The organism is Streptomyces sp. NPDC021080, assembly GCF_044333225.1.
GTDB lineage: Bacteria > Actinomycetota > Actinomycetes > Streptomycetales > Streptomycetaceae > Streptomyces.
Genome location: NZ_JBIRQM010000012.1, coordinates 15,494 through 31,434, shown reverse-complemented (window position 1 = coordinate 31,434; position 15,941 = coordinate 15,494). Strand labels below are relative to the sequence as shown.

At 70.1% G+C, this 15,941-nt stretch carries 18 protein-coding genes and 3 tRNA genes; 4 read left to right on the top strand and 17 right to left on the bottom strand.

Going from position 1 to position 15,941, the window contains the following annotated elements:
• Nucleotides 1-24 precede the first annotated feature (24 nt).
• From ACH4S8_RS27775 to ACH4S8_RS27740, 8 genes are all read right to left on the bottom strand, one after another.
• Nucleotides 25-1,080, bottom strand: coding sequence for a UDP-N-acetylmuramate dehydrogenase (locus tag ACH4S8_RS27775; protein WP_398398714.1), 1,056 nt, complete (start codon nucleotides 1,078-1,080; stop codon nucleotides 25-27).
• A gap of 160 nt (nucleotides 1,081-1,240) precedes the next feature.
• A complete protein-coding gene (locus tag ACH4S8_RS27770) occupies nucleotides 1,241-2,704 on the bottom strand; it encodes a DHA2 family efflux MFS transporter permease subunit (protein WP_398398711.1) in 1,464 nt (487 codons plus the stop codon).
• Nucleotides 2,705-2,805: 101 nt separating this feature from the next.
• A complete protein-coding gene (locus ACH4S8_RS27765; protein WP_398398709.1) occupies nucleotides 2,806-3,375 on the bottom strand; it encodes a TetR/AcrR family transcriptional regulator in 570 nt (189 codons plus the stop codon).
• 144 nt (nucleotides 3,376-3,519) lie between these two features.
• Complete coding sequence (locus tag ACH4S8_RS27760; RefSeq protein WP_398398707.1) at nucleotides 3,520-3,948, bottom strand: MaoC family dehydratase; 429 nt, start codon at nucleotides 3,946-3,948, stop codon at nucleotides 3,520-3,522.
• A gap of 1 nt (nucleotide 3,949) precedes the next feature.
• Nucleotides 3,950-4,402: a MaoC family dehydratase N-terminal domain-containing protein gene (locus ACH4S8_RS27755; RefSeq protein WP_398398705.1), complete on the bottom strand. Its 453-nt coding sequence runs from the start codon at nucleotides 4,400-4,402 to the stop codon at nucleotides 3,950-3,952.
• Between the two features lie 317 nt (nucleotides 4,403-4,719).
• Nucleotides 4,720-4,884 carry a 50S ribosomal protein L33 gene (rpmG, locus tag ACH4S8_RS27750; protein ID WP_003948671.1) on the bottom strand — a complete coding sequence of 55 codons (165 nt, stop codon included), beginning with the start codon at nucleotides 4,882-4,884 and terminating at the stop codon, nucleotides 4,720-4,722.
• Between the two features lie 87 nt (nucleotides 4,885-4,971).
• A tRNA-Met gene (locus ACH4S8_RS27745) sits at nucleotides 4,972-5,044 on the bottom strand.
• Nucleotides 5,045-5,090: 46 nt separating this feature from the next.
• A tRNA-Thr gene (locus ACH4S8_RS27740) sits at nucleotides 5,091-5,163 on the bottom strand.
• 602 nt (nucleotides 5,164-5,765) lie between these two features.
• Here ACH4S8_RS27740 and ACH4S8_RS27735 point away from each other — a divergent pair.
• A complete protein-coding gene (locus ACH4S8_RS27735) occupies nucleotides 5,766-7,016 on the top strand; it encodes an amidohydrolase family protein (protein WP_398398703.1) in 1,251 nt (416 codons plus the stop codon).
• 278 nt (nucleotides 7,017-7,294) lie between these two features.
• Here ACH4S8_RS27735 and ACH4S8_RS27730 read toward each other — a convergent pair whose 3' ends face one another.
• On the bottom strand, nucleotides 7,295-8,221 hold the full coding sequence (locus tag ACH4S8_RS27730) for a hypothetical protein (RefSeq protein WP_398398701.1): 927 nt from the start codon (nucleotides 8,219-8,221) through the stop codon (nucleotides 7,295-7,297).
• A 285-nt stretch (nucleotides 8,222-8,506) separates the two neighbouring features.
• Here ACH4S8_RS27730 and ACH4S8_RS27725 point away from each other — a divergent pair, with 285 nt between their 5' ends.
• On the top strand, nucleotides 8,507-9,163 hold the full coding sequence (locus tag ACH4S8_RS27725; protein ID WP_398398699.1) for an SDR family oxidoreductase: 657 nt from the start codon (nucleotides 8,507-8,509) through the stop codon (nucleotides 9,161-9,163).
• A gap of 108 nt (nucleotides 9,164-9,271) precedes the next feature.
• Here the strand turns inward: ACH4S8_RS27725 and ACH4S8_RS27720 are convergent, their stop codons facing one another.
• The 3 genes from ACH4S8_RS27720 to ACH4S8_RS27710 form a co-directional block, all read right to left on the bottom strand.
• Nucleotides 9,272-9,496: a hypothetical protein gene (locus ACH4S8_RS27720; protein WP_398398697.1), complete on the bottom strand. Its 225-nt coding sequence runs from the start codon at nucleotides 9,494-9,496 to the stop codon at nucleotides 9,272-9,274.
• A gap of 509 nt (nucleotides 9,497-10,005) precedes the next feature.
• Nucleotides 10,006-10,260 carry a hypothetical protein gene (locus ACH4S8_RS27715; RefSeq protein WP_398398695.1) on the bottom strand — a complete coding sequence of 85 codons (255 nt, stop codon included), beginning with the start codon at nucleotides 10,258-10,260 and terminating at the stop codon, nucleotides 10,006-10,008.
• Between the two features lie 442 nt (nucleotides 10,261-10,702).
• Nucleotides 10,703-10,784, bottom strand: a tRNA-Tyr gene (locus ACH4S8_RS27710).
• A gap of 202 nt (nucleotides 10,785-10,986) precedes the next feature.
• Between ACH4S8_RS27710 and ACH4S8_RS27705 the strand changes: the two genes are divergently transcribed.
• Nucleotides 10,987-11,475, top strand: a complete 489-nt coding sequence (locus tag ACH4S8_RS27705) for a YajQ family cyclic di-GMP-binding protein (RefSeq protein ID WP_037627493.1) — start codon at nucleotides 10,987-10,989, stop codon at nucleotides 11,473-11,475.
• Between the two features lie 122 nt (nucleotides 11,476-11,597).
• Here the strand turns inward: ACH4S8_RS27705 and ACH4S8_RS27700 are convergent, their stop codons facing one another.
• Nucleotides 11,598-11,864 carry a GlsB/YeaQ/YmgE family stress response membrane protein gene (locus tag ACH4S8_RS27700; RefSeq protein ID WP_328554002.1) on the bottom strand — a complete coding sequence of 89 codons (267 nt, stop codon included), beginning with the start codon at nucleotides 11,862-11,864 and terminating at the stop codon, nucleotides 11,598-11,600.
• A gap of 188 nt (nucleotides 11,865-12,052) precedes the next feature.
• Between ACH4S8_RS27700 and ACH4S8_RS27695 the strand changes: the two genes are divergently transcribed.
• Nucleotides 12,053-13,297 (top strand): APC family permease, encoded by a 1,245-nt coding sequence (locus ACH4S8_RS27695; RefSeq protein WP_398398692.1) that lies wholly within the window; start codon nucleotides 12,053-12,055, stop codon nucleotides 13,295-13,297.
• A gap of 121 nt (nucleotides 13,298-13,418) precedes the next feature.
• On the opposite strand, the gene ACH4S8_RS27690 is transcribed toward ACH4S8_RS27695, so the two are convergent.
• The 4 genes from ACH4S8_RS27690 to htpX all read right to left on the bottom strand — a co-directional run bounded on the left by ACH4S8_RS27690 (nucleotide 13,419) and on the right by htpX (nucleotide 15,648).
• Nucleotides 13,419-13,658 carry a hypothetical protein gene (locus ACH4S8_RS27690; RefSeq protein ID WP_398398689.1) on the bottom strand — a complete coding sequence of 80 codons (240 nt, stop codon included), beginning with the start codon at nucleotides 13,656-13,658 and terminating at the stop codon, nucleotides 13,419-13,421.
• A gap of 59 nt (nucleotides 13,659-13,717) precedes the next feature.
• On the bottom strand, nucleotides 13,718-14,284 hold the full coding sequence (locus ACH4S8_RS27685; RefSeq protein ID WP_398398687.1) for an SMI1/KNR4 family protein: 567 nt from the start codon (nucleotides 14,282-14,284) through the stop codon (nucleotides 13,718-13,720).
• 111 nt (nucleotides 14,285-14,395) lie between these two features.
• On the bottom strand, nucleotides 14,396-14,788 hold the full coding sequence (locus ACH4S8_RS27680) for a YccF domain-containing protein (protein WP_398398685.1): 393 nt from the start codon (nucleotides 14,786-14,788) through the stop codon (nucleotides 14,396-14,398).
• Nucleotides 14,785-15,648 carry a zinc metalloprotease HtpX gene (gene htpX, locus ACH4S8_RS27675; protein WP_103548377.1) on the bottom strand — a complete coding sequence of 288 codons (864 nt, stop codon included), beginning with the start codon at nucleotides 15,646-15,648 and terminating at the stop codon, nucleotides 14,785-14,787. Before htpX ends, ACH4S8_RS27680 begins: the two co-directional genes overlap by 4 nt.
• Nucleotides 15,649-15,941 lie beyond the last annotated feature (293 nt).

The following is a 15,941-nucleotide window of genomic DNA, read 5'->3' as shown; positions in this document are numbered from 1 at the left end:
GGGACCCGCGGGGCCCAGCGGCCCTCAGAGGTTCGCGTTCACCGTCACCGGCTCGTTGACGAGCGTGATCCCGAAGGCCTCGTGGACACCGGCGACGACTTCGCGGGCCAGCGCGAGGAGGTCCTCGGTGGTGGCCCCGCCCCGGTTGGTCAGGGCGAGGGTGTGCTTGGTCGAGATGCGGGCGGGCCCGGTTCCGTAGCCCTTGGTGAAGCCCGACCTGTCGATCAGCCAGGCCGCGGACGTCTTGGTGCGGCCCTCGCCCGCCGCGTACGCCGGCGGTACGACATCGGCGCCGAGCCGCTCCTCCACGCGCGCGTGGAACGCGGCGAACGCCTCGTCCGTGAGGATCGGGTTGGTGAAGAACGACCCGGCGGACCAGGTGTCGTGGTCCTCGGGGTCGAGCACCATGCCTTTGCCCGCACGCAGCTTCAGCACGGTCTCGCGGGCGGCGTCGAGGGGCACACGGTCGCCGGGCTCCACACCGAGCGCACGGGCCGTCTCGGCGTACTTGAGCGGCGCCGACAGCCCCTGCGCGTCCTCGAGACCGAAACGCACCCGCAGCACCACATGGCGCTCGGGGTCGGCCTTGAAGCGGCTGTGGCGGTACGAGAACTCGCACTCCGCATTGGTCAGCGTGACCGTCTCGCGCGTCCTGCGGTCATAGGCGATCACCTCGGTGATCGTCGACGACACTTCCTGGCCGTACGCGCCCACGTTCTGGATCGGTGTCGCACCGGCGGACCCGGGGATACCCGCGAGGCACTCGATCCCGGCGAGCCCGGCTTCCACGGAGCGCGCGACCGCGTCGGTCCACACCTCGCCCGCGGCCAGCTCCAGGCTCGTACCGTCGAGGGTGAAGCCCTTCGTGGCGATGCGCAGGGCGGTCCCGGCGAATCCCTTGTCGCCGATGACCAGGTTCGATCCGCCGCCGATGAGCAGCAGCGGCGTACCGGCGTCGTCGGCCTCGCGCACGGCGGCGATCACCTCGGCGTCGGTCGTGGCGGTGATCAGCCGGGCGGCCGGGCCGCCGAGCCGGAAGGTGGTCAGCGGGGCGAGCGGGGCATCGTGGAGTTCCTGCACGGGCCCAAGGGTACGAGACGGCACCGACCACTCCGGGCGCGCGGGGTCGCGCGGGTGTCGGGGAACAGGGCTGCCGGGAGGGGCGGGGTGCGATCGCGGGGCACGCGCGCGTACGGCCCCGCCCTGGTGGACGGGACCCGTACGCGTGCGTGCCCGGTGCTCAGCGGTCGGCGGTCTCCAGCACCGGGGCCGGCCCGGCGGAACCGGACCTGGCCGCGTCCGCCGTCCTTGGTGCGGTGCGGCGTCCGGCCGGGATCACCAGGGCGGCGATTCCGGCGAGGGCCACGACTGCCGAGCCGGTGACCAGCGCGGGCCGCAGTCCGTCCACGAAGGCCTGGGCGGACTCGTATCCGCCCTGGGCGGCGAAGATCGACGACATGATCGCGACACCGAGCGCGCCGCCCACCTCACGCAGCGCGTTGTTGGCGCCGGAGGCGATGCCCTGCTCCTGCGGGCGGACGCTGGACATGACCAGGTTGGCGGCCGGGGCGAAGTACAGCGCCATGCCGACACCGCTGATGATCAGAGCGGGCAGCTGAGCGCCGTAGGAGGCGTGGGTGGTGGCCACGACGGCCATGTAGCCGAGGCCGACGGCCTGGAGGAAGAGGCCCGTGGCGACGACCGGGCGGCCGCCGATGCGATCGGAGAGGATGCCGGCGACGGGCGCGACGAGCATCGGCATGCCGGTCCAGGGGAGCATCCGCAGCCCCGCCTCAGTGGGCGAGTAGCCGAGCACGCCCTGCATGTACTGGCTGAGCAGGAAGATCGAGCCGAACATCCCGAGGAACATCAGCAGACTGGCCGCGTTGATCCCGGCGAAGGCGCGGGAGCGGAAGAGGCGCATCGGGAGCATCGGGTTCTTCGCCCGGGTGCCATGGACGACGAAGCCTGCCAGCAGGGCGGCGCCCGCGATCAGGCCGGTCAGGACGAGTCCGCTGGTCCAGCCGTCGGAGGGCCCGCGGACCAGGCCGTAGACGATCCCGAAGAGACCGCCGCTGGCGAGCAGGGTGCCGGGGAAGTCGAGCCGGGCACCGGCACCGAACGACTCGGACAGACGCAGCCGGGCGAGCGGGAGCACCGCGAGACCCAGCGGAACGTTCAGCCAGAAGATCCAGTGCCAGGAGACGTGCTCGGTGAGGCTGCCGCCGATGAGGGGTCCCGAGGCAACCGCGAGTCCGTTGACGGCGCCCCAGATCCCGTACGCCATCCCGCGCTTGGCGACGGGAACCGCGGCGGTCAGCAGGGTCAGGGTCAGCGGCATCATGATCGCGGCGCCGACGCCCTGGACCGCGCGGGCGGCGATCAGGGAGTCGATGCCGGGGGCCATGGCCGCGGCGGCGGAGGCGCCGGTGAAGATGCTCAGACCGACCAGGAAGAGCCTGCGGCGGCCGAACCGGTCACCGAGCGCCGCGCCGAACATCAGCAGGACGGCGAAGGTGAGCGTGTAGGCGCTCACGGTCCATTCCAGGTCGCCCAGCGCTCCTCCGAGATCCTTGCGGATGGAGGGCAGTGCGGTGGTGACGACGAGGTTGTCGAGGGCCGCCATGAACCCGGCGACGCTCGTGATGACGAGGGCCCAGGCGGCGCCCCCGCGGCGTGCTGCGGTCTCGGTCTGCTGTGACATCTCTCCCCCAGAGAGATCGATGGTTAGTTATTGATGACTAACTTAGATGATCATGGAAATCCGCGGACCGGGAGCCTCGGCGCCCGGCCGCCGCTTCTCGCCTACTCCTCGGACCCGCAGACGGCCCCGGGCCCCGAGAACAGCCCCTCCCACACCCGGTGCTCCGACGGGAAGCCCATCGCCACGAGCGTATTGATGAGCATTCCGGTCGCCAGGAACGTCGTGGTCGCGCCCGGGTCCGCGCCGAGCGGCAGGTGCACGGCGTCCCACAGCCGCATCCAGCCGGCCCGTACGGCCTCGCCGAACTCGTGGTCGCCCTCCTGCTCGGCGGCGGCCACGGCGACGTACATCTGCATCTGCATCATCAGCCGCTCAGGCCGTTCCGCGATGACCTCGACGTACGCGTCCCCCATGGCGCGCTTCGCCTCCTCGCCCTCCAGGCCCTTCGCGGCCTCCTGGAAGGTCTGGATGGTGTCCTCGACACACCGCTCGGCGGCGGCAAGGAAGATCGCCTTCTTGCCCGGGAAGAGCCGGAAGAGATACGGCTGCGAGACCCCGACGCGCTTGGCGATCGCCTCGGTGCTCGTGCCGTGATACCCGCCACGGGCGAACTCGGCGGTCGCCGCGCGGATGACGCTCTCGCGCCGCTCCTCTGCACTCATCCTGACCATGAAAGTAAGTTAGTACTCAATCACTAACTTTGCAAGGGGGAGTCGAATCGGGGCGGGCGGCGCCGTTCGGCTACGAGCAAGGGGCGCCCTCAAGGGAGAGCGCCCCTTGCTCGAAGCTCAGCCGCCGGGCCTGGAACCAGGCCGTCAGGCCAGTCGTACGACCGCTCGCGACATGCCCAGCACCTTCTGGCCGGCACTGGTCGCCGTGAGGTCGACGCGGACGGTGTTGTCGTCGAGCTTGGCGGCGACCTTGCCGCTGACCTCGACGGTGGCGCCCTTGTCGTCGTTCGGGACGACGACGGGCTTGGTGAAGCGGACCCCGTACTCGACGACGGCGCCCGGGTCACCCGCCCAGTCCGTCACCACACGGATCGCCTCGGCCATGGTGAACATGCCGTGCGCGATGACGTCGGGAAGGCCCACCTCGACGGCGAACTTCTCGTTCCAGTGGATCGGGTTGAAGTCCCCGGAGGCCCCCGCGTACTGGACGAGCGTGGCGCGCGTCACGGAGAACGTCTGGGGCGGCAGCTCGGTGCCGACCTCGACGTCCGCGTAAGAGATCTTCGCCGCCATGTCAGCCCACCTCCGCCGCGCGGGCCACGAGCTTCGTGACGGCCGTCACGACATGCTCGCCCGCCTCGTCGTGGACCTCGCCACGCACGTCCAGGATGTCGTTGCCCGCGAGGGACTTGATCGACTCGATGGTCGAGGTGACCGTGAGCCGGTCACCCGCGCGCACCGGACGGGTGTACGCGAACTTCTGGTCGCCGTGCACCACCCGGTTGTAGTCGAGGCCCAGTTGCGGGTCCTGGATGACCTGGCCCGCGGCCTTGAACGTGATGGCGAACACAAAAGTGGGCGGGGCGATCACGTCGGGGTGACCGAGAGCACGTGCGGCCTCGGGGTCCGTGTACGCAGGGTTACTGTCCCCCACGGCCTCCGCGAACTCGCGGATCTTCTCCCGACCGACCTCATAGGAGTCGGTGGGCGGGTAGGACCGCCCTACGAAGGACTGGTCGAGCGCCATGGGCTCGGCACCTCCTGGTTGTCTTCGCCGCGCCGGACGACTTCGCCGCGCCGGTTGCCGTCGGTGGACCGGCTGGCGTCGGTGGACCGATTGCCGTCGTCGGGCCGGTTGCCGTCGGCGGACCAGTTACCGCCGTCGGGCCGGTTGGCGCAGCTGCCACGGCTGGACCGCAGCCGGACCGGCCGTTTTGGCCGGACGGCCCATCTTCGCTCGAAAACGGCCGGCCCGCCTCTGCCGACCGGTTCATACGGACATCGGTTCCACAACGACGCGAGGCCGCCCCCCGTGAAGGGGACGGCCTCGTGTACGAGCCTGAATTATCGCGTTTCGCGGTGCGCGGTGTGCGCGTTGCAACGCGGGCAGTGCTTCTTCATCTCCAGTCGGTCCGGGTTGTTACGCCGGTTCTTCTTGGTGATGTAGTTCCGCTCCTTGCACTCCACGCAGGCCAGCGTGATCTTCGGGCGGACGTCGGTGGCAGCCACAGGAGTGCTCCTTGACGAACGGATGGGACATTAACGCATAGAAGAGTAGCCGATCGAAGGACCGACCCCACAATCGGCTACTGTCAGTAGCGGTGACCGGACTTGAACCGGTGACACAGCGATTATGAGCCGCTTGCTCTACCGACTGAGCTACACCGCTTTGATGGGTTCGGCCCCCGCCTTGCGACGGGAACCTCCCTCACCAGAGCCCCAATACGGAATCGAACCGTAGACCTTCTCCTTACCATGGAGACGCTCTACCGACTGAGCTATTGGGGCGAGCGATGAAGACATTACACGGTCCTCCGCCGATCGCCCAAATCCGTTTCGCGGCACCTGCCCGGGCCTGATCCCGGGCGTTTCCCCACGCGTTCCCGGAAGCCCTCACGCGCCCCTCGGGGCTCCTGGATCACAGGGGGTGACGGCCCTCCGGCCGGCTGCGGGGGCGGGCGCAGGACGCCCGGCGCCCGGTCCTGAACCCGGCCTCCGAGCCGTCGGCCCCGGACCCGGTACCTCGCCTCGAAGCCGTCGGCCCCGGACCGGTCTCGAAGGCGGCCGGTCCGAGGGTGCCCGTCTCGAAGGTGTCCGGCCTGAGGGCGCCCCGTCTCGAAGGCGGCCGCTCTCGGAGGAGACCCAGCTCGAAGGCAGCCGGCCTGAAGGCGGCCCGTCTCCGGCCCGTCTCCGGCCTGTCTCCGGCCGGTCGACGGGCCACGCCGGGCCGACGGGTCACGCCCGTAGGACGGGCCACGCCGGTACGACTATTGCGTTCCTCCCCGACGTCGACGGGTCTCCGTCCTAGGCTCGACCCACGCTGCGTGATCTTGTGTCCCCACGCTCCGCAGTCGTCCCTCCCGCAGCCGCCCCCGAGCCACAGGAGCGCGATGCCCGACAGCCAGCAGCAGCCGCCCCGCTCCCCCTCGGGACAGACCGAAACGGCCGCTCTCCTGCTGTGCGGGGCGCAGCTCACCGACGGCCGGGCCGTGGACGTACGGCTCGGTGGCGGTCGTATCGAGGCGGTCGGCACCGCGGGAAGCCTGGCGGCGGGAGCCTCGGGGGCTCGCGCCGCGAAGGTGGACCTTCGCGGCTACCTCCTCCTGCCGGCCCCCGTGGAGGCCCACGCGCACAGCGACACGGCTCTGACGGCCGACGGCCAGGGACCCCTCGCGTACGACGACCCGGCGATCCGGCGCCGGGCCACCGAGGCGGCGCTGCTGCAACTCGGGCACGGCGCCACGGCTTTGCGGTCCCACGTGCGCGTCGGTGACGCGCTGGGGCTGGACGCGCTGGCGGCGGTGCTCGAGGTGCGGCGGTCACTGCGGGGGCTCGCCGAACTGGCGACGGTGGCGATGCCACGGGTACTGACCGGGGCCGCCGGCGCCGACGGGCTCGCGATGCTGCGCGACGCCCTGAAGATGGGCGCGTCCGTGGTGGGCGGCTGCCCGGACACGGACCCCGATCCGACGGGCTACGTGGAGGCCGTCCTGGAGCTCGCCTCCGAACACGGCTGTCCGGTCGATCTGCACACGGACGCCGCCGATCCCGCCCGGCTCGCCCGGCTCGCCGCGATGGCGGGCGGGCTGCGGCCCGGGGTGGCCCTCGGCCCGTGCGGCGGCCTCGGCCGGCTGCCCTCCGAAGTGGCTTCCCGCGCGGCGGACCAACTCGCCGCGGCCGGAGTGACGGTGGTGTGTCTGCCCCAGGGAGGCTGCGGCTCGGCCGACCGGCGCGGCACCGCTCCCGTACGGCTGCTGCGGGCGGCCGGTGTACGGGTCGCGGCGGGCGGCGGTGCCCTGCGCGACCTGTCCAACCCGGTGGGACGCGGAGACCCGCTGGAGGCCGCGTACCTGCTGGCCTCCCGGTGCGGGCTGCGCCCCGAGGAGGCGTACGGCACGGTGAGTTGTGCCGCCAGGGCCGCTTTCGGGCTGCCCGAGGTGCGCGTGGAGGCGGGGTTCCCGGCCGAGTTGCTCGCCGTACGCGGGGATGGGCTGGCGGGGGTGCTGTCCCTCGCCTACAGCCGGATCGTGATCCACCGCGGGCGCGTGGTGGCGCGGACGAGCGCAGTGCGGGAGTACTGCGACTCGGCGGCCGAGTCCGGGCTGGAACTGCCCCGGCAGGGACGGGAGGAACCGTCCTAGCCGGGGCGGGCGCGACGAGCTGGCCACGCGCGCGTGAGGCGACGAGGGCCACGGGCGCGTGCATGGCGTGGTGTCCCACGTGCGCGTGGGACCAGGAGGATGCAGGTGAGGCGGGCGCTGCAGACGCACTGGCTGTCCCACGTGCGCGTGGGACCAGGACTCTCGCCGTACGCCGTACGCGAGGCGAACCGCCCCTGGAACCAGTCGTCCTGCGAGCCACCTGAACGAGCCGTCCCGCGATCGGTCATCTGGGACGGGCCGCCCTGGAGTCAGGCGCCCTAGAGCCCGCCGCCCAGGAACGCGGTACCCAGCGGGCTGCCCGGGGAGACCTTGCCCGCGGGGATCTCGGTGGCTCCGGACGGCGCGCTGACGTCACCCGCCTTGGAGAACTTCAGGACGAGGGGCAGCTTGACCTTCTTCTGGGTGTCGGCGAGGACGGCCAGGTCGACCCTGATCTGCCGGAGGTCACCGTTCTTCAGGGTGAAGTCGACGGCGACCTTCTTGTTCGGCGCGTCCTTGAGCTCCTTGGCCGTGGGGAGTTCCGCCCCCGCCGGAAGGTCGCCCTGCAGCGGACGGAGCTTGTCGAAGACGCCGGTGAGCAGGGTGCGGAGGTTGCCCGTGGCGACGACATGCTCGACGCCGTCCGCGCCGCCCTTCGTCCGGAACTTGACCTCCTGGCCGACGACACCGCGTACGGCGTCGAGAATCTTCTTCTGGGTCTTCGCGTCGATGTCCCCGGAGCCTCCCTTCGAAGTGCCCCCGGCGGCCTTCCCTGCGCGCTCCAGCTCCTTGGTGTCGACCTTCACCCAGTCGCCTTCGAAGATCTTCTTGAACTCCTTCTGGCTCGGGGGGATTTCGTCGGCCGACGGCATGGGAACGCCCATCGCCTCGCCGATGGCCTTCATGTTGCTGCGGTAGTACATGAAGTCGCCGATGACCCGGTACTCGACCAGTACGCCATCGGCCCCGGTGACCTTCACGCTCGTCCCGACGAGGTCCTTCTGGCCGGAATCCGCCAGCTTCTTCCTGGACTTGACGGAGACGTCGACCCGCAGCCCGCTGACGAGCTTCCCGAACTCCGGGGGAAGGGGATCGTCGGAACCGCCCTCGTCCGCCAGCGCGTTGATCGCGCTCGCGTCGGCGTCCAGGTCCAACTGGAAAGCGAGGGACTTCTGTTCGCCGAGACTCTCGACGGCGTGGTCCACCTTCTGGCCGGCGGTGAGGTTCTGGACCGTGCCGCAGGCGGCCGCCGTGGCGAGGAGGGCAGCGGTGCAGCCGACCGCGGTGACGGTCTTGCGTATGACGGTGATGATGATCTCCTCTTACAACACCGTACGGGCGCGCACGGCGTTCCTTCGTTCGCGTGTTCACTCGTTCTGACGCCTTCTCGCGGCGATCACCCACGCGTTCACAGTGATCACCCATGTGACTCACGAGTTGTCCACAGGGTTGTGCAGCGAACGCGGTCATCCGGGCGTACGGTCGGAAACATGCGCATTGTCATCGCTGGTGGTCATGGTCAGATCGCGCTGCGGCTGGAGCGACTGCTCTCCGCGCGCGGGGACGAGGTCGCGGGGATCATCCGCCGCGCCGAGCAGGGGGACGATCTGCGGGCGGCCGGCGCCGAACCGGTCCTGTGCGATCTGGAGTCGGCATCGGTGGAGGAGGTGGCGGCGCATCTGCAGGGCGCTGACGCGGCCGTCTTCGCGGCGGGCGCGGGACCGGGCAGCGGTGCGGACCGCAAGCAGACGGTGGACAAGGGCGCCGCGATCCTGTTCGCGGACGCCGCCGAGCGTGCGGGCGTACGCCGGCACGTGGTCGTCTCCTCGATGGGCGCCGACCCGGCTCACCCGGGTGACGAGATCTTCGACGCGTACCTGCGCGCCAAGGGCGAGGCAGACGAATACGTACGCGGTCGGGCCGGCCTGGACTGGACGATCCTGCGTCCCGGCGGCCTGATCGACGACGCCGGAACCGGTCTCGTACGCCTGGAGGCCTCGACCGGCCGCGGCATGATCCCCCGCGACGACGTCGCCGCGGTCCTCGCGGAACTCGTCGACACCCCGGCCACCGCCGGACTGACCCTGGAAGCCATCAGCGGTTCGACACCGATCTCGGTCGCGGTGAAGTCGGTGGCGGGCAACTAACTGCGGTGAAGCGGGGGCGGGCAGCCAGTCCCGGTGAAGTGGAGCGGTGCAGTGGGGTCGGGCGACCGGCCGGTTCGCCCCCGCCTGATCCCTTCCCGGCGGCTCGGTTCAGAAGAGCGGGAGCTGGCCGGGGAACTCGGGGACGGTGTATCCGTCCAGCGTGGGCTGCGCCGCACCGATGAACGCTTCTCGGCGCGAACCGGAACACGAGACCAGTTCCCCGCTCCCCCGCGCGCTTCCCCGCACGCCGGGCGGGTCGTGCCGGGCGAACCGCCCCGCGACGACGGCGATCTCCCGACGGCACTCGGGGCAGTTCCTGCGGCGCGATGACATGGGATCAGTGTGCCCCGCGGGCCACGACTCCGGTCACCCCGCCCGCAGCCGACCGCCTCGCCGGCGGACTTCAACAGACTTCATTCACCGAAATCCCCCACCCTTCGAAGACACTTTCCGCGCGAAATCCAAGACTCGGAACTCGGAACTCGGAACTCGACAGACGATCCGGCAAGAAGTGAAATGAACCAATGAAATCACCCCGCCGACCCAGTCACCCCGGGGTGAAATGTCGCCCCGCGACGCGCGCGAGACGCGGACCCACAGAAAGGCGCGCAGCCGCCCCGAAATCCGGGACGACCGCGCGAGAGAATTTTCCCCCGGGCGATGCCTGAGCACTGCCCGAAGGTCGCGCCGACCCTGCCGCATCAGGGGGATCAGAGAGAGCGGGGCATCCGAACCATGCCGAGCCGCGCGCCCATCGAACCGACGCCAAGCCGACATCGCGCCGACGGGCCAAGCCGATGGCGGGGCCGCCGTCGCTGCCCGACCGGCGGCAACCAGCGCCCTCAAGCGGGCAGTTCGTCCACATAGCGCTTGGCCATCACGAGCGAGACGTAGGGGTACTCCTGACGGAGCGCCCTGATCGCGGCGATGTCGCCGCTCGCCCTGCGGACCCCTTGAATGCGTTCCGCGTCGACCTGGTCGCGGAACCCCTCGAAGGATCCGTACTTGTCCCGGAAATCCTTCTCGCGCTTCTTCGCGGCCCGGTCACCGGCGACGCAGATCGCAATCGTGACACCGACCGCGATGAAACCTGCCATTCCCCCGAACATGCCTCTCCTTCACCACTCACGCGAATGACACAATGCGTGATTCCCGATTTACCCGTTCACAGACGGTGACACGCATGAACCTGAATGCGGTGAAGGGTCACCGACACCGCCCACCCGCATCCACTTTCCCGGCCACCCGTTTCAACACCCCTTCGACCACCGGACCACCCTCGGACAGGACCGCGTACCGCAGCCCGCGGCGAGGCGCCCCTGGTGGCTTGGACGGCGCGCGCCAGAAGGCCGGACCGAACACTTCAGGCCGGACCAGCGCGACGCGCCCCCGCCGATGCCCCCATCTCGGCCCGGCCGCGTCCGCGCGACACCGAACCACGTCGACGCCGCAAGGCGGCGCACAGGGCGCGCTGACGACCAAAACGACCAAGGGCCCGTGACCTGCCGTTAAGCAGGTCACGGGCCCTTGGTTCCCGTGTGGCGGCGCCAGGATTCGAACCTGGGAAGGCGAAGCCGGCAGATTTACAGTCTGCTCCCTTTGGCCGCTCGGGCACACCGCCGGGTTTGCTGCCCTTGAGCCTCGCTTTCGCGGTGCTCCCTGGCAACGACGTAAACGATACCTGATGCTCGGGGATGCTTCGCCACCCAATTGATCGACGCCTGGGGGGGAGGGGGGTGGCTAGGCTTATGCGGATGCGGCCGGAGGCCCACGCCGGGCTCGACGGCCACCCCTACGCACCCCGATACAAGGAGCCACAGGACATGGCCGACTCCAGTTTCGACATCGTCTCGAAGGTCGAGCGGCAGGAGGTCGACAACGCCCTCAACCAGGCCGCCAAGGAGATCTCGCAGCGCTACGACTTCAAGAACGTCGGCGCCTCCATCTCCTGGTCCGGCGAGAAGATCCTCATGGAGGCGAACTCCGAGGAGCGGGTGAAGGCCATCCTCGATGTGTTCGAGACCAAGCTGATCAAGCGGGGCATCTCGCTGAAGTCGCTGGACGCCGGTGAGCCCCAGCTCTCCGGCAAGGAGTACAAGATCTTCGCGACGATCGAGGAAGGCATCTCCCAGGAGAACGCCAAGAAGGTGGCGAAGATCATTCGCGACGAGGGCCCCAAGGGTGTGAAGGCCCAGGTGCAGGGCGACGAGCTGCGTGTCAGCTCGAAGAGCCGTGACGACCTGCAGGCTGTTCAGGCCCTCCTCAAGGGCAAGGACTTCGACTTCGCCCTGCAGTTCGTGAACTACCGGTAGAACGACGGGCGGACGTCCGCCGGGGCACCCCGCACGGTGGCGCGCCGACCGTACGAGGAAGGGTGGACACCTTTGGTGTCCACCCTTCCTCGTCTGCCTGCGACCGGCCCCGCGACGCGAGGTCAGCGGCGCGAGTCGCCGAACAGGACGCGGTAGAGGATCAGCAGGACGAGCGAGCCGCCGATGGCGGCGGCCCAAGTGGCGCCGTCGTAGAAGTGCTTGCTGATGGGGTGGTCCAGCCAGCGGGCCGATATCCAGCCGCCGACGAACGCGCCCACGACACCGATGACGGTCGTCCCGATGAAACCGCCCGGGTCGCGCCCCGGGAGCAGGAACTTGGCGATGGCGCCGGCCAGCAGCCCCAGAATGATCCAGCTGATGATGCCCATGTTCTGAGCCTGCCCTTCCGTCCTGTACTCACGCTGTCCCGTCCCTGCGAATTCGGTCCGGGCGGGCCGTACCCGCGCTGTCCGTCTCCGGAGCGGGTCACGTACGTCGACACCGTGTCGGCGTCGCGCTGATGAACAGGACGTCGCCCGGGCTCCGGACGGTTGCGACGGTCAGTAGGGTGCGGTGCATGACGCCGTCGAGTCCCGAGTTGCGCCGCACGCTGGGAACCGGTGACGCCGTGGTCATCGGGCTCGGCTCGATGATCGGTGCCGGCATCTTCGCGGCGCTCGGCCCCGCCGCGCGGGCGGCCGGATCCGGGCTCCTGCTCGGACTCGCGGTCGCCGCGGCGGTCGCCTACTGCAACGCGATGTCCTCGGCCCGCCTGGCCGCCCTGTACCCCGCTTCCGGCGGCACGTACGTCTACGGGCGCGAGCGGCTGGGGGCCTTCTGGGGGTATCTGGCGGGCTGGTCGTTCATCGTCGGCAAGACGGCCTCCTGCGCGGCGATGGCGCTCACCGTGGGCGCGTACGTCTGGCCGTCGCACGCTCACGCGGTGGCGGTCGCCGCGGTGGTCGTGCTCACCGCCGTGAACTACGGCGGCATGCGGAAGTCGGCCCGGCTGACGCGGGTGATCGTGGCAGTGGTCCTGGCGGTCCTCGCCTCCGTGGTGGTGGGGTGTCTGGGTTCCGGTGCCTTTGACGCCGGGCGGCTGGACGTCGGGCTGTCGTCCGGTGTGAACGGGGTTCTTCAGGCGGCCGGTCTGCTCTTCTTCGCGTTCGCCGGGTACGCGCGGATCGCGACGCTCGGGGAAGAGGTACGCGATCCGGCACGCACCATTCCGCGCGCGATCCCGTTGGCTCTGGGCATCGCGCTCGCGGTGTACGCGGCGGTCACCGTCGCCGTCCTTTCGGTGCTCGGGCCGGACGGGCTGGGACTCGCCCCGGCACCGCTGGCGGACGCCGTACGGGCGGCCGGTCTGCCGGGGCTCGTGCCGATCGTGCGGGTGGGGGCCGCCGTGGCCGCGCTCGGCTCTCTTCTCGCCCTGATCCTTGGTGTCTCACGGACCACGCTGGCCATGGCCCGCGACCGTCATCTGCCGGGCGCCCTGGCCGCCGTCCATCCGCGCTTCCAGGTCCCGCACCGGGCCGAACTGGCCGTGGGCGTGGTGGTCGCCGCGCTGGCCGCGACCGTGGACGTGCGCGGCGCGATCGGCTTCTCCTCCTTCGGTGTGCTGGCCTACTACGCGATCGCCAACGCCTCCGCGTGGACACTGGGTCCGGCCCCGGCAGCACGGGTCGTCCCGGTGCTCGGACTCCTCGGCTGTGTGACGCTGGCCTTCGCTCTGCCGGGTGTCTCGGTGATCGTGGGAGCGGCCGTACTGACGGTGGGGGCGGCCGCGTACGGCGTACGGCTGTGGACCGCCGCGCGCTAGAGCCGCGACCGCGCCGCCGGTCCACCGGGCCGGCCGCGGCGGACCCGAACCCGTCGGGCACCGTCGGACGTTCGGCTCGGGCGTGCGGGGCGTGCGGGGCGTCCGGACGGTGGCCGCCCGATCAGTCGCTGACGTTGAGCGTCGCGCACTCCTGGACGCCGAGACCGGCCAGCACACGCCGGACCCGGTCCAGTGCCGCATCCGGGTCCGGGCATCTCTCGATCTCCAGGTCGAGATGGCAGCGCCCCATGCCGGTGCCCGCGCCCGTGATCTCGCCGTCGGAGCCGAACTCGGCCTCCAGTTCCTCTTCGACCTCGTCACGGTCGATCGGCAGGCCGGAGAAGACGATCTCGACGAACACGGAAACCTCCGCTCGAACGCGGTGAACGCCACGTACGTGGCCGGTCGGGGCCCGGGCGGTCAGGAAGCCCGGGGCGCTGTCGTACGCAGGGGGAAGTCGGGCCAGAGGGGGAGGTCCGCACCGTCGTTGGACTCCTCGTACCAGCCCGTTCCCTCAAGCCACGCGAGCAGCCAGGTCGCGAGCTTGGGGGCGTCCACGTACCAGGAGTGATCGGCGCGGTCGGCGTTCGGGTCGAAGAGCAGCACCGTGCCGTCGGGGCTCTGGCAGTCCACGCACGCGTACATTCCGCAGCCCCAGTGGGATATGGGCAGGACGCCCTCGGGCCAGGGCCACTCGGGGTCCTTGCGGCCGCTCTCGCGGCTCGCGAGGTACTGCTGAACGGCCGCGGGTTCACCCGACGGCTGGCCCTCGAGCAGGGGCAACAGGCCGTATTCCGGACCGAATCCGCCGTCCCCTATCCGAAGATAGAGCGAGGCGAGCAGTGCGGGCAGGGGGAAGCCGAGGACGGCCTCGGCGCGGGCGACCTCGTCCGCGCCCACGGGCGCGGGGAGCGAAGGCCAGCCCCACGGGCGGGTGTTACGGGCCTCCGTGGCAACCCGTGCCAGCAACTGCTCGATTTCGGTCATGGCTTCATGATGCAGCGCGCCACTGACAATCGGGCAGCCTGTGGAAAACCCTCACGCGAGGCGGACGCCGCCCCGTTTTCGCCACGGAGCACAGGGAGCGGACCGGTGCGGCTAGCGCCCCGCGAACGGCTCGTCCGTGCGCACGATCTCGCGCCCCAGCGGGAACAGCGAGATCGGGATGAGCTTGAAGTTGGCGATGCCGAACGGGATACCGATGATCGTCAGGCACATGGCGATGCCCGTGACGATGTGAGCCAGGGCGAGCCACCAGCCCGCGAGCACCAGCCACAGGACATTGCCGATGCAGGACGGCGCCCCGGCGTCGTGGCGCTCCACCGTCGTATAGCCGAACGGCCACAGCGCGAAGATGCCGATACGGAACGCGGCGATGCCGAAGGGGATGCCGATGATGGTGATGCACAGGATGATGCCTGCGGCGAGGTACCCGAGGAACAGCCAGAAGCCGCTCAGGACGAGCCATATGACGTTCAGAATTGTCTTCACTGCTGACGACCTGCCATCTGCTCGAGCCGGGCGATGCGCTCCGCCATCGGCGGATGCGTAGAGAACATCTTCGACATTCCCTGTCCCGGGCGGAATGGGTTCGCGATCATCATGTGGCTCGCGGTCTCGATGCGCGGCTCGGGAGGCAACGGAAGTTGCTTGGTGCCCGCGTCGAGCTTGCGCAGCGCGCTCGCGAGGGCGAGAGGGTCGCCGGTGAGCTGGGCACCGGACGCGTCCGCCTCGTACTCCCTGGAGCGGCTGATGGCGAGCTGGATGAGGGAAGCGGCGATCGGGCCCAGGATCATGACCAGGAGCAGCCCCAGAATGCCGGGGCCGTCGTCGTCATTGGACCGACCGACCGGGATCAGCCAGGCGAAATTGACCAGGAACATGATCACGGAAGCAAGGGCGCCGGCCACGGACGAGATCAGGATGTCGCGGTTGTAGACATGACTGAGTTCGTGGCCGATGACACCGCGCAACTCGCGCTCGTCCAGGATGCGCAGGATGCCCTCGGTGCAGCACACGGCCGCGTTGCGCGGGTTGCGGCCCGTCGCGAAGGCGTTGGGCGCCTCCGTCGGTGAGATGTACAGGCGCGGCATGGGCTGGCGGGCCTGTGTCGAGAGATCGCGGACCATGCGGTACAGGGCCGGGGCCTCGAACTCGCTCACCGGGCGGGCACGCATCGCGCGTAGAGCCAGCTTGTCGCTGTTCCAGTACGCGTACGCGTTCGTCCCGATCGCGATGAACAGCGCGACGATCAGGCCTGTGCGCCCGAAGAAGCTGCCGATGACGATGATGAGTGCGGACAGTCCCCCGAGGAGTACGGCTGTCCTGAGCCCATTGTGCCGGCGGTGCACGGTAGCCCTCCAAGTCGTGCGGCGGGGGAACCCTTTGCTTGTCTGGTGCTCTGCTTCCACTCTTCAGTGGACCCTCCCGTACTGGTCAACGCCAGACGGGAAGCACTAGTTCCCTTGTGCGCGGGGCCCGGCGCGTGGGCCGTCCGGGTGATTCGGACGGCGTCCACGCGCGCGCGTGCCGGTGGTGCGAGGCGGAGGGACCGGGTCGGGCGGACGCCGGAGAGCCGGGTCGGACCGGGTCGGGAAGCCGATCGCGCAGGCGGATGGGAGGCTCGGAGGAGACGTCCCGGGAG